The following is a 13,050-nucleotide window of genomic DNA, read 5'->3' as shown; positions in this document are numbered from 1 at the left end:
TCAGTTCCTTCCTTTCGAGGTGATACGCGCTAAAATATTATCATGTGTAATTTCATTTGATTGTAGTTCGTGTGTAATTTCACCTTTAGACATAATCAATACCCGATCACATACATCTACTAGTTCTTCAACCTCCGAAGAGATAACAATTGCCCCATTCCCGTTTTTTGCGAATTCTTGAATCATCTTATAAATTTCCGCTTTGGCAGCCACGTCCACACCACGGGTTGGTTCATCAAACATAATCAGCCTGCAGCCTGCATGTAACCATTTTGCAATCGCTACTTTTTGTTGGTTTCCCCCGCTTAAGTTACCAACTGTCGTGTTCGCTTTTCCCTTGATTCCCATTCCAGTTGCATATTTATTAAATACTTCCGCAATTCTTTTTTGGCTCATCACTTGCTTTTTACTAACAGATTTCATATCTGTTAAAATAATATTCTCTTGAATGGAGCGACCTAAATTCAATCCATCCTCCTTACGATTTTCACTTAAGTAACCGATTCCACTTTGTATCGCTTCAGCGGGTGAACGGAGATTAAGTTTTTCCCCTTCCATTATCACTTCTCCATCTGCCCCACTGTCAGCCCCAAAGATCATCCTTGCCATTTCCGTCCGCTTTGACCCGATTAAGCCGCCAATTCCTAATACTTCATTTTCATATACATGAAAAGAAATATCTTTAATAAACTTTTTGTCGGACAATTTTTTCACTTGGAAAAGTTTTTTCCTGTCAGACGGTGGGCTTCCGTGATGTTCCAATTCTCTTCTTTTCTTTTGAAAGGTTTGTCCTGTCATTGATTCAACTAACTGATCATGATCGATCTCATTAATATTTAACGTTTCAATATATTTTCCATCTCTCATGACAACCGCCTTATCACACACTTCAAAAATCTCATCCATTCGGTGTGATATGTATAAAATACACACACCTTGTTTCTTCAACGAATGAATAACAGCAAATAATTGATCGGTTTCTTCCTTTGTAAGGGAAGTCGTAGGCTCGTCCATAATTAAAATTTTGCAATCGATCGCTAATGCCTTAGCAATTTCAACCATTTGCTTTTCAGCGAGCGCTAAGTTCGCTACTTTATCTTTGACGTTGATAAAATTCGCATCTAATTTCGCCAATTGCTTCTGCGCTTCACTATAAATCTTTTTGTAATCAATCACCGGCGGAAATTTTATCTTTAAAAATTCATTCGTTAAATAAATGTTTTCTCCAACCGTTAATTCTGATAAAACACTCAATTCTTGATAAATGATTCCAACCCCATAATCCCTTGCTTCAATCGGCGTATACTTCTTTGGCAACGACTCTCCAGCAATGAGGATCTCACCTGAATCCCGTGTTTCAGCGCCACTTAAAATTTTCATTAACGTTGATTTTCCCGCTCCATTAATCCCCATCAAAGCAATAACCTCTCCACCATTAGCAGAAAACGAGACATTATCAACAGCTTTTACTCCTGGATACTGCTTTGATATATGTTTGAATTGCAATAAAGGAGCATTATCGTTCACGCTCATATTCACCCTCCTCACAAATAACAGTTGAGACTAAAAGATCAGATTCGCTCCTTTAGTCTCCACAGCTAACTTAATAACCTTTATCCGTCACACCTATTAAAGGAAAGCGCTCCGCTGCGTACTCATAGATTGTTTGATCTGTTAAGCCCTCAACATATTCTTGTGTTACTAGAGTCGTAGGGTAAATCAATTCTCTCTCAAACTTGTAATCTGGATTTAACACAAGTGCCGTTGCAATTCTTGGTCCCATTGCACCCTCATCTATATTTGGCAGAGCGACAAATGCATCTAACGAACCTTTAAGAACTAAGTTTACGGAATCGAGAATACCATCATATCCAACTAAAATAAGGTCGTCCGCCTTGTTAGCTGCTTGGGCTGAATTGACCATCCCTACCGCCATCTGATCATTACTCGCAAAAATTGCATCAATATCTGGGTTTGCTGTTAACATATTTGTCGTCACATCCGCCGCAAGGTCTGAACGCCAATCAGCACTTGCTTCTGCTACAACTTCAATGTCCGGATATTCAGAAATCGCTTTCAGGAAACCTTCCTTTCTATCAACTCCTGTTGATTGAGCCAACAATCCTGTTATTAAACCTACTTTGCCTTTACCACCCAATTGTTCCGCAATATATTTCCCTGCTTTATACGCTCCTTCTACATCATCAGCACCGACATATGCGTCATAGAGGTTCGGATCGCTAATTCTCGTATCAAAATTGACTATTTTTATACCGGCATTACGCGCTTTTTCCAAAGCAGGTAAAATTCCATCAGAGCTGGCTGCTGAAATGACAATCGCATCTGACCCTTTTTGAATCGCTTGTTCCACAATCGATACTTGTTTCTCTAGGTCGACCTCTTCCTGAGGAATTGAAATTTCCAAATTAACACCTAAATGTTCAGCTTCACGTTTAGCAATATCCGCAACCGAAATCCACCAAGGGTTATTAAGTGTTTTACCAATCCACGCAATTTCAATTGTTTTACCTTCTACCTTCGTATTGCCTTCATTATTTTTATTCGAGCTGGCAGCTTTCTCCCCGGCCTTACAACCAACTAATGTAAATACCAACAAAAAAACAGTTACTAAAAATAACATTCTTTTCATAAATTACTCCCCCTTATATTTGTTTATTTAATAAAATTTTAATAAAGCAATATAAAAATACAGTAAATTTAGCAACATAGTAGAAAAACGCTTTCAATTCGGATTTATGTAATTATTACCAACTCCTTTCTAGAGTAAGAAAATTAAGACAAATGCCCTTGGACAAAACTATAAAACAAAAAACAGTATAGGTCAACTACTTTTTTAATAAAATTTTAGTTAAATCACTAAAATTAAATTAAAAATGTGCTATGATATAAAAAAACCTAGTTAAATTCATTATTAGAGATTCAATTACATTTCTTCTTTACTTTGCTTTTCAAACTGATTTAAAAACAACTAAAATAACCATTATTGTTTTAGTTATCTTTTGTAAACGTTATAATGGATACACATAGACGAATCAAACGTAAATCATTTAATACATAAACTAGCTCTCTATATAGAAAGGTGAAAAAAATGACATTAACGATTAAAGATATTGCTCAATTAGCTAATGTATCTATTTCTTCCGTATCATTAGCTCTAAATAATAAACCAGGCATCAGCCCGAAAACACGAGAAAGAATATTAAAAATCGTTCAAGATCAAGGGTACATCCATAAATCATCCTCACAGGATTACATAGGTCCCCAACCGAAGAAAAAGATCGTTAACTTCGTTGCCTGTACAAATCCGGGGATCGTAATCGAGCAATTTGAAACACTGCCTTTTTTTACTGAGCTAATTAGACATATTGGTTCAGATTTATCTTCCAAAGGGTACTCGCTCATGCTATCGACGATTAACTTAGACCATTTATACGAGGAAATTAAACAATTCAGCAAGGCCAATGAAGGAAATGGAATCATCTTATTGGGTACGGATTTAACAAAAGAACAAATTGCATATATTGCGAAACATCTCCCTAATATTGTCGTCCTAGATACAACTTTTGATATGCTGAGCGTGGATTTTGTTAATATGAATAGCTTTTTAGGGGCATACCAAGCTGCTAATCATTTTATTAAGCTTGGCCATACTAGAATTGGCTACGTTCAATCAACCGTTAGAATCCGAAACTTCGAAGTTAGAAAAGAAGGGTTCCTAACCGCACTAAAAGAAAAAAATCTAGATGTCGCTAAAAATGATTATTTTAATATGTTCCCAACAGTCCTTACATCCCAGGAACAATTTAAAAATGAAATAGTAAAGCGCAGACACGACCTTCCAACCGCACTATTTTGTGAATCAGACTATATCGCAATCAGTCTCGTAAAGAGTTTGACAGAACTTGGCGTAAAAATTCCTGAGGAAGTGTCAATTATTGGGTTTGATGATATACAGGAGGCAAAAATTATTAGTCCTGAGCTCACTTCCATTCACGTTCCAAAAGAACGTATCGCTTCCCTTGCAGTTGATCGAATCATTGAATTAATGAATGATCCTTCAAGTAAAAAAGTGAAGATAAGCGTTGATACAGAGGTAGTTGAAAGGAATTCGTGCAGAGAGATTAAAAAATAGGATTGCCTAGAAGCTTTCCATCTTTGATAAACGAAAATGACCGTCTAAAGATAAATATTACAAAATGGCCCCGTATCCAGAATGGTAACGGGGCTTTTAAATTGGTCTCAAAACGTAACTGCATACTTCTTCCCTCATCCCAAACAAGGAGGAAAAAGCGCACAATGATTGTGCCAAAACGAAGTACTAAATGTAAGCGTTACCTATTATGATTGATGTAGAGGAGGATCTTGTCATGTTAGAGAGTAGAAGTTTAAATACATTTTTTCAGCTCATGAGGGTGCAACCGAAACAGCTTCATTTGTTTATGAAAAAGGTCAATTTATCTGAGCGACAATTGCAATATGATTTGGAGAAAATTAATTATTTATTAAACAGCAAAAGCCTGCCGCCTCTTCGAATCTCTAATGATCTCATCCATATTCCAACTGAAGTCGTGGACTTTTACAAAATGAATGGCACTGATTTTGCCGCTAAGCATTTATCGTTCGATCAAGAAGATCGCATGATCATTATTTTGCTTTACACTTTTATCCGGCGCGAGCCTATTTCTAATTTTCATTTCCAAAGTACATTGGGAATTAGCAAAAATACGGTAAGCGCAGATGTGAAGCGTGTTAATCAGTTTTGTACCGACTTTAGGGTTAACATTCGCTACACGCGGGAGCAAGGATACCATTTAAAAGGAGTAGAAGAAGACAAGCGAAATCTGATGCTTAAAGCGATTTCTCTACTGACGATTAAGCCACATGCTGAAGAAACGTTTAAGTTTATCTTTCATCAACAACAACTTAAAGATCACTTTGATCATTATCAACAAGTATTAAAGGAATTTGAACAGCAATATTCACTTGTGTATATCGAGGAAAGAATGGTTGAATTCATTTATTTGCTTCAAATGCTTCATATTCGCCAGCAACAGAAAAAATGGGTATCCATCTATGCTGATACCGTCCATTTTTTAGAAAAGCAAGAGATATTCACTGTTGCCAAATTGATTCAGGAACGATTAGGACTCTCGACTCGATCCGAAGAAGTGGCTTTTCTGACGATCCAGCTACTTGGTATATGCCAGGGCAAGATTACCCCTTCAAGTACAGATACACTTCTTACTATTACGGAACAAATTGTTAATGGCTTTGAACGTTATGCTTGCATTCAGCTTCTTGATAAAAGTAAAGCCATTGAAACATTATATTTGCATTTCAAACCGGCTTACTATCGTATGCTTTTTAAAATTCCGATTACAAACTCCTTACTTTTAGATATAAAAAAAGAACAATATGACTTATTTACTGTCGTACAAGAAGTATTAAAGCCAATCGAAGACATACTCAATATTAAAATTCCTGAAGATGAAGTTGGATTCCTTACGCTTCATTTTGGAGGTCTGATCAAACAAGATAACGAGCTTCATAGTAAAGTTTACAGAGCACTGATCGTTTGTCCAAACGGAGTTAGCTCGAGCTTAATGTTAGAAAATCAATTAAAGTCACTTTTTCCGCAATTTCTTTGGACGTCATCTCTTTCTTCAATTGACTTTCAACATCTAGATGAAGCCGAATATGATCTCGTATTTTCTACTGTCTTCCTAAAAACAAAAAAGCCATTATTTATCATTAAGCCGCTTATGAATGAAATCGAAAAAATAGAGCTTGTCCGAGCTGTAAAAGGGACGACATTCCAGCAAGTTTTTCATTACCCAACATCGGACGAATTAATAAAAATTATCCGCCAGCATGCTGATATTAAGCAACCTGAATTACTGAAAAAAGCATTGCAAAATGCTCTATTTGAAAATAGCAAATCGATAACTAGGAGGAAGCAACCTGTGTTAAAAGATTTAATAATAGAAGAAAATATTCAATTCGAAGAAAAGATCAATGACTGGAAGGATGCAATTGCTAAATCTGCCGAGCCCCTTCTTTTAAATGGCTCTGTTACAGAAGTTTATATAGAAGCAATGATAGCAAACATTGAAAAGCTCGGCCCATACGTGATCGTTGGAAAGGAAGTTGCCATCCCCCATGCTCGCCCTGAAAATGGCGTGAATCAGTTAGGGATGAGCATATTAAAACTAAATGAGCCTGTACATTTATTAAATAATGAGGCTAATCGAGTAAAGATATTTATTTGCTTAGCTGCTATTGATAATCAAACCCATTTAAAGGCATTAGCTCAGTTGACAAAATTATTAAGTAATCCCGAAAAACTGGGACAATTAAAGGAGGCGAGGACAAAAAAAGAGATTCTTAATCTTGTTGCAGAATACTCCGTTCTATAAAACTAGTTGAGTTGTAACTTTTTTAAAAAATAATAATTTATAGGAGGAATAATTAATGAAAATACTTGCAGTGTGCGGATCTGGTTTAGGTAGCAGTTTTATGCTTTCGATGAATATTCAAGAAGTATTACAAGAATTAGGAGTAGATGGAATAACGGTTGAGCATTCCGATTTAAGTTCAGCCACACCGGATATGGCCGATTTCTTCGTAATGGGTAAAGACATTGCTGAAGGAGCATTAGGTTTAACAGAACGGACAGTCATTCTCGACAGTATCATTGACAGACAGGAATTAATCGATAAATTGAGGAAAAAATTATCCGAGCTTGGAAAATTATGAAAGCGAGGTTGATGGCAAATGCTTAATAAAACATTAGTATTATTCATGGATATTTTGAGCCAGCCTGCTGTTTTAATTGCACTTATTTCCTTTATTGGGCTGATGATTCAAAAAAAGCCTGCGAGTGAGGTTATTAAAGGTACGACTAAATCTTTTTTAGGATTCATCGTGATTGCTGCCGGTGCAGGTATCCTCGTTGGTTCATTAGAGCCTTTCGGTAAAATGTTTGAGCAAGCCTTTAATGTAAATGGAGTCGTGCCAAACAACGAAGCAATTGTCGCAATGGCCTTAAGCAAGTTCGGTTCAACAACAGCTTTAATCATGTTTTTTGGTATGCTAGCAAATATTCTGATCGCTCGGTTTACCAACTTAAAATATATCTTTTTAACGGGGCATCATACGCTATATATGGCTTGTATGATTGCTGTGATTCTCGTTGTAGCTGGTTTGGATGGATTTATGCTTATCCTGATTGGTTCCCTTGCACTTGGTCTAATTATGGCGATCTTCCCTGCCATGGCCCAGCCATTTATGAAAAAAATTATCGGAACCGATCAAGTTGCTTTTGGACACTTTAGTACAATCGGATATGCACTATCAGGATTGATTGGGAAAGCTGTGGGTAAAAAATCCAAATCCACTGAAGACATCAACTTTCCAAAAGGCTTGGCGTTTTTACGGGATAGTTCAGTCAGTATCGCTCTGACGATGACGCTCCTCTATGTCATTGTTGCCTTGTTTACAGGTCCTAGCTTTATAGAAAGTGAGTTAAGTGGCGGCACTCATTATCTCGTTTATTCTGTTATACAAGCCGTTACATTTGCAGCTGGTGTGTTCGTTATTTTATCCGGAGTTAGACTTGTATTGGCGGAAATTGTTCCTGCCTTTAAAGGGATTTCTAGTAAACTCGTTCCAGATGCCAAGCCAGCTCTTGATTGTCCGATTGTTTTTCCTTATGCACCAAACGCTGTTCTGATCGGATTCTTCTCTAGCTTTCTAGGTGGAATTGTCGGAATGTTCCTACTTGGTGCTTTCGGGGCAATTATCATTTTACCGGGAGTTGTGCCACATTTCTTTACAGGTGCAACAGCCGGAGTATTCGGCAATGCCACTGGTGGAATAAGAGGAGCCACACTCGGTTCATTTGCAAATGGATTAATCATTACTTTCCTCCCTGTTTTCCTTATGCCGGTTCTAGGGGATTTAGGATTTGCAAATACAACGTTCTCGGACACTGACTTTGCAGCATCTGGTATTTTCCTAGGAAATGCAGCTCATTATCTTGGCGCTGTCGGAGTAACAATCATCGTTATTATCGCTGTTCTTATTCCGATTATATGGAGCATCATTCGTAAAAAACAATCCATAGACCGAACAAATATATCTGCATAGGAGGATACACTTGACTAACTTAGCAGAGCTTACCCACTTCAGAGATCAAATCAGGCTTTGTACTTTAAAAGAACTATATCATTTAGGCTTCGGTCATTATGGTGGCAGCCTCTCGATCGTTGAAGCACTTGCCGTCCTATATGGAGAGGTTCTGAGGGTCGATCCTCAGAACCCTCATGATCCTGGCCGTGATTATTTTATTTTATCAAAGGGGCATGGTGGTCCTGCCTTATATGCAACACTAGCAGTAAAAGGCTTCATCGATCATGATTGGCTTTACACATTGAATCAAAATGGAACAAAGCTCCCTTCTCATCCTGATCGTAATTTAACACCTGGCGTTGAAATGACGACTGGCTCACTAGGACAAGGCATTTCCGTTGCTACTGGAGTCGCATTAGCAAATAAGCTAGCCAATAAAGAGGCCTACACGTATACCATTGTTGGTGATGGCGAATTAAACGAGGGCCAATGCTGGGAAGCGATTCAGTTTGCCGCGCATCATCAATTATCCAAACTTTTTGTATTAGTCGATGATAATAAAAAGCAATTAGACGGACGTACAATAGATATATGTAATCCATTCGATTTGGCTGAAAAATTCAATTCATTCGGCTTCAAAGCTGTCCATGTTGATGGCGGTGATCTGCTAGCGATACGTAAAGCGATATTGAATGGGATGCAACAAAATGAAAAACCCGTCGCGATCATATTAGATACGATGAAAGGTCAAGGTGTGCCCTTTCTTGAGGAAAAAGCGGATAACCACCATCTTCGCCCTAATCAGGAAGATAAGGAAGCGATTGAAGCAGCCATTGCTCAGTTGGAAAAAATTGTGGCGTCTAAGGAGGGATCGTTATGAGCCAGACAGAAATATTGCTTGAAAAGGATCCACTTGAGATGCGGCAGGCATATGCAGAAACGATATTAGCATTGGCACAAGCTGACCCTAATGTCATCGCCTTAGAAGCCGACTTAATGAGTGCCATATCGACCAATAAAATTCAAGCAAAAATTCCCGATCAGATCATTAACTGTGGGATTATGGAAGCAAATATGATGGGAATTGCCGCCGGACTTTCCTTAACGGGGCGAATTCCTTTTGTTCATACATTCGCACAATTTGCTACAAGACGAGCGTTTGATCAATTATTTGTTTCCTGTGCCTACGCTCAGCTTAATGTAAAAATTCTCGGGTCAGATGCAGGGATAACAGCGGAACATAATGGTGGAACCCATATGTCTTTTGAAGATTTAGGCTTAGTTCGGCTTATTCCCCAAGCAACCGTATATGAAGCGAGCGATAGCACGATGTTGAAAGCACTCTTACAACAATCATACGAGGAATACGGCATCCATTACATTCGAACGATTCGAAAAAATGCAGTAAAACTCTATGAGGAAGGAGAATCTTTTCCAAAAGGCAAAGGAAAAATGCTGCGAAATGGGAACGATATTGCCCTTGTTGCATCCGGTTTGATGGTGAGCGAGGCAATAAAAGCTGCCAACGAATTAAAAAAACGAGGAATCGATGCGATGGTGATCGACATGTACTCGATTAAGCCGATAGATGCTGACCTTCTTGTCAAAGCAGCAAAACAAACGGGTAACATCATCACCATTGAAAACCATAACGTTATCGGCGGACTTGGCAGTGCCGTTGCAGAAACATTATCAGAAATATATCCAGTTCCAATAAAACGATTGGGCGTTCGTGAAAAGTTTGGGCAAGTGGGCCTTACCGAATATTTGAAGAATTACTATGGCTTAACTGCGAATGAAATCGTTGAGACTGCGCGGGAATTGTTGAGAAAAAAATAAAGACATTTATGCATCAGGCAAGATGACAAGAAGGTACGGTTCAACCTTCTTGTCATCGAGTAACTAAATATAGTTGCGAAAATGTATTAAATCCGATTGGATAAGCACTGCTTTATTTTACAACCTTATGTTGAAAGAATCATTATCTGTAATGTTAAACAAAGGTTACCATTATCTTCATCAAAATTAACCCGCTTTTTATTGAGTCCTTTTCCTCTTGTCTATCAACCCAATCCCAGCATTTATCGCTTCTACTAAGCTGCTTTCGTCTGCGATATTCTTCCCCGCAATATCAAAAGCAGCATTTAACAATGGATACCGGCCTTCCGTATCCGCTCTCCATCTCACAAACCCTCCCCCACTTCAAAATCCAAACACTGCTTATAACGCATCCCATCCTTTATATGTTTACTTTTTTATTTTTCAAGTACTGCAAGCTTTTAGCAACACTCTTAAAAGGTGATTGACGGCACTGGTCTTGCTCAATGATCCACCATTCAACTTGGGATTTTTCCAATTGAGCAAAGATGCGCTGCAAATCGACTCCACCTGCTCCTAGCTCTGCAAAAAATTGCTCTCCATCTGTTGTCATATCCTTCAAGTGAATGAGTGGAGTTCTTCCTTCATAAGCCTTTAACCACTCTACTGGATCTTCTCCGGCTTTCGTCAGCCAATACACATCAAACTCCGCCTTCACCCATTCAGGATTTGTTTCATCAAGAATTCGGCTTAGCGGCTTCCTTCCATCCTTTAACGGAACTAGCTCAAAATCATGGTTATGATACGATAACGTTATTCCTGCTTGAGCACATTTTTCACCGACATCATTCAATGTTTTAATTAACTCCTCGTAATCTTCTTCAAATTGCCGATCCTCTGGTAGAATTGGGCAAACGATATGAGAGTTTCCTAGAATTTTTTGATATTCAATGACTTCATCCAATTTATTTTCTAAATCAGCTAACGGCACATGATTAGCAGCTACTTTTAACCCTAGATCATGCAATGTATCCCTTAATCCAATTGCCGTTAATCCTCCATAGCCGGCTAGTTCGACACCATCAAAACCTAGTTTAGCTATTTCTTTTAATGTTCCTTGAAAATCTTGCTTCATTTCTTTTCGTAATGTGTACATTTGAACAGCAATGCGTGGTGTACTCATATTAGCCTCCTTAGAATGCAATCTTTTTTAAAAAAATGACTGAGAACATTCCTATGATCTTTTTTGAAGCAAGTGCTCTGTCACTCTTTTACTACTTTATCAATCGTGACCCCATTCGTATTTAATGCTTCATCATATTCAGGCACAAGCAAAATTGCATACTTTATCACTAATTTATTCAGAGTCTTGTAATCAATGCGTAAATAAAAACATACTCTTTACCAATCTCTTTGTTTTAATTGTCTAGGACTATACGGTAATTATTTTGACTCTCCGTTTTCCCAATACGATTAATATCTTGTAGTAAAATGACATTCATAAGATTCGTTACAACAGCTAAAATCGAATTCGGTTTATTTTCCTTTAACGGAAGAGCTAAAACATTGGACTGATAATTTAATTAATCAATCCTACGTAACACTTTCATCCTTGATGCTTCTCTAACTTCCTAAGGACTTCGCGAGACAATTCTATCTATCATCTTGACGGTCTGTAAACCTCCTCCACTTCCTTTGCAATCAATTACATAGAAGTATAAATACCTATTATCAGAATTGCAACTCAGTTTAAATAACTATATAGAAAAACAAGAAATTTTAATTAGATATACCAATCATCTTGATTCGACATAACTTGCTTCATTTACTAACAAAAAGCTTGTCAGTTTTTGTTTCCCGGGAAATAGTAAACCCCAGGATCTAAAAATAGATCCTGAGGTTTATCTGGCAATGAACCCTTTATTAATAAAGTTTTCCGTGTAATATGGCTGGTATTCATCATTAAATGCCACACCAATCCCAAGAATAGTATAATCAGGCTTTAAAATGTTTTCTCTATGTCCTAAAGAATTCATTAACCCTTCATGTGCAAAAATGCTACTAAATTGACCGTATGCTAAGTTTTCCCCTGCCACCCTAAAAGAAATATGATCTTCTTCCATTCTATCGAAAGGTGACTTTCCCTGTAAGTTCACATGATCAAAATAATGATTTTCTGCCATATCAAGACTATGCTTTCTAGCCGTTTCCTTTACAACGTCATCCCATTCAAGCACATTTAATTGATGGTTCACTCTCGTTGCATTTGTTAAGTCAAATAACTGATATTCGAACCCTTCTTTCAACTGTGGGTTTGGTTGGGAATACAAAGTATTTCTCTGTTCCTCTAAATCCTTCCGAATCACTTGAAGGGCGGTAACTACATCATGTTCATGTTTATCATAAAAGACGGTAATATAACTATTATCTACTTGAAAAACTTGACTTTCCCCATTATCTGGTAATTGATAATAGATCATTCCCTTTCGCATTTTCGTTAGCGGGCTTCCAAGATTAGCTAGAACATCATCTTTTGTACTTCCTAATTTAATTCCTGACGCGGATGAAATTAAATCTTGATTTGTGTACAATCCATTCACTCGATCATCTGCATCATATGAAACCATAACAAAATGATGATAACCTTCATGGTATGTGTGCCATTTTACTCCATACTCATTTTCCGTCACACGTTTTGGAACACCAATCCTTTGTTCAATCTCATTCTTTGAAGTCCCAATCTCAATATTATAAATAGCAAACATTTGATTTGTTGGGTTGCTTAAAATCGGGCTTTTCACATGATTTTGTTCTTCTTGCTTGTTTTGCACATCGTTTAAAAAGCGCTCGAATTGTTCGACAATCGTCCCCACTGTTTCCGTAAATGAATCCACAGCCGCAGTTACATTAGGATGATCCTTTATTTCCATAATTTTAGAGTTAAGCTCGCCTTTATGAATATATGGAAGCCAAACCGACTTCGACAAATACGCTACCAAAATAAGACAAACAACAAATAGAAATCGTTTCAATATCATTCACCTATTTTCGTTATAAGGCTAATTAGTCCTCCATTATAAC

At 37.6% G+C, this 13,050-nt stretch carries 11 protein-coding genes; 6 read left to right on the top strand and 5 right to left on the bottom strand.

The genetic code is table 11. From position 1 onward, the window contains the following. Together KHA95_RS08550 and KHA95_RS08545 are read right to left on the bottom strand one after the other, a co-directional pair. Positions 1-1,533, bottom strand: coding sequence for a sugar ABC transporter ATP-binding protein (locus tag KHA95_RS08550; protein WP_213137088.1), 1,533 nt, complete (start codon positions 1,531-1,533; stop codon positions 1-3). A 70-nt stretch (positions 1,534-1,603) separates the two neighbouring features. Next, complete coding sequence (locus KHA95_RS08545) at positions 1,604-2,650, bottom strand: sugar ABC transporter substrate-binding protein (protein WP_213137087.1); 1,047 nt, start codon at positions 2,648-2,650, stop codon at positions 1,604-1,606. Between the two features lie 459 nt (positions 2,651-3,109). Between KHA95_RS08545 and KHA95_RS08540 the strand changes: the two genes are divergently transcribed. The 6 genes from KHA95_RS08540 to KHA95_RS08515 all read left to right on the top strand — a co-directional run bounded on the left by KHA95_RS08540 (position 3,110) and on the right by KHA95_RS08515 (position 9,990). Beyond that, on the top strand, positions 3,110-4,153 hold the full coding sequence (locus KHA95_RS08540; RefSeq protein ID WP_213137086.1) for a LacI family DNA-binding transcriptional regulator: 1,044 nt from the start codon (positions 3,110-3,112) through the stop codon (positions 4,151-4,153). Between the two features lie 235 nt (positions 4,154-4,388). Beyond that, entirely contained in the window at positions 4,389-6,437 is a 2,049-nt protein-coding gene (locus tag KHA95_RS08535; protein ID WP_213137085.1) for a BglG family transcription antiterminator, read from the top strand. A gap of 55 nt (positions 6,438-6,492) precedes the next feature. After that, entirely contained in the window at positions 6,493-6,777 is a 285-nt protein-coding gene (locus KHA95_RS08530) for a PTS sugar transporter subunit IIB (protein WP_213137084.1), read from the top strand. An 18-nt stretch (positions 6,778-6,795) separates the two neighbouring features. Continuing rightward, positions 6,796-8,169, top strand: coding sequence for a PTS ascorbate transporter subunit IIC (locus tag KHA95_RS08525; protein ID WP_213137083.1), 1,374 nt, complete (start codon positions 6,796-6,798; stop codon positions 8,167-8,169). Between the two features lie 10 nt (positions 8,170-8,179). Continuing rightward, entirely contained in the window at positions 8,180-9,031 is an 852-nt protein-coding gene (locus KHA95_RS08520) for a transketolase (protein WP_213137082.1), read from the top strand. Next, positions 9,028-9,990 (top strand): transketolase family protein, encoded by a 963-nt coding sequence (locus KHA95_RS08515; protein WP_213137081.1) that lies wholly within the window; start codon positions 9,028-9,030, stop codon positions 9,988-9,990. The genes KHA95_RS08520 and KHA95_RS08515 overlap by 4 nt, the downstream gene beginning before the upstream one ends. Before the next feature lie 198 nt (positions 9,991-10,188). Here KHA95_RS08515 and KHA95_RS08510 read toward each other — a convergent pair whose 3' ends face one another. The 3 genes from KHA95_RS08510 to KHA95_RS08500 all read right to left on the bottom strand — a co-directional run bounded on the left by KHA95_RS08510 (position 10,189) and on the right by KHA95_RS08500 (position 13,001). Next, the gene (locus KHA95_RS08510) at positions 10,189-10,338 is read right to left on the bottom strand and encodes a hypothetical protein (RefSeq protein ID WP_213137080.1); all 150 of its coding nucleotides are present in this window, start codon (positions 10,336-10,338) and stop codon (positions 10,189-10,191) included. A gap of 52 nt (positions 10,339-10,390) precedes the next feature. Next, on the bottom strand, positions 10,391-11,152 hold the full coding sequence (locus KHA95_RS08505; RefSeq protein WP_213137079.1) for a sugar phosphate isomerase/epimerase family protein: 762 nt from the start codon (positions 11,150-11,152) through the stop codon (positions 10,391-10,393). A gap of 718 nt (positions 11,153-11,870) precedes the next feature. Beyond that, positions 11,871-13,001, bottom strand: a complete 1,131-nt coding sequence (locus KHA95_RS08500) for a CAP domain-containing protein (RefSeq protein ID WP_283248143.1) — start codon at positions 12,999-13,001, stop codon at positions 11,871-11,873. Between the last annotated feature and the right edge of the window lie 49 nt (positions 13,002-13,050).

It is taken from the genome of Bacillus sp. FJAT-50079 (assembly GCF_018343515.1).
GTDB lineage: Bacteria > Bacillota > Bacilli > Bacillales > Bacillaceae_C > Lederbergia.
This window is presented reverse-complemented; position numbering and strand designations above follow the sequence as displayed.

What these genes read in the sequence shown, in the direction of transcription:
- KHA95_RS08550 (WP_213137088.1), bottom strand. Translation starts at nt 1,533, where the DNA reads ATGAGCGTGAACGATAATGCTCCTTTATTGCAATTCAAACATATATCA.
- KHA95_RS08545 (WP_213137087.1), bottom strand. Translation starts at nt 2,650, where the DNA reads ATGAAAAGAATGTTATTTTTAGTAACTGTTTTTTTGTTGGTATTTACA.
- KHA95_RS08540 (WP_213137086.1), top strand. Translation starts at nt 3,110, where the DNA reads ATGACATTAACGATTAAAGATATTGCTCAATTAGCTAATGTATCTATT.
- KHA95_RS08535 (WP_213137085.1), top strand. Translation starts at nt 4,389, where the DNA reads ATGTTAGAGAGTAGAAGTTTAAATACATTTTTTCAGCTCATGAGGGTG.
- KHA95_RS08530 (WP_213137084.1), top strand. Translation starts at nt 6,493, where the DNA reads ATGAAAATACTTGCAGTGTGCGGATCTGGTTTAGGTAGCAGTTTTATG.
- KHA95_RS08525 (WP_213137083.1), top strand. Translation starts at nt 6,796, where the DNA reads ATGCTTAATAAAACATTAGTATTATTCATGGATATTTTGAGCCAGCCT.
- KHA95_RS08515 (WP_213137081.1), top strand. Translation starts at nt 9,028, where the DNA reads ATGAGCCAGACAGAAATATTGCTTGAAAAGGATCCACTTGAGATGCGG.
- KHA95_RS08505 (WP_213137079.1), bottom strand. Translation starts at nt 11,152, where the DNA reads ATGAGTACACCACGCATTGCTGTTCAAATGTACACATTACGAAAAGAA.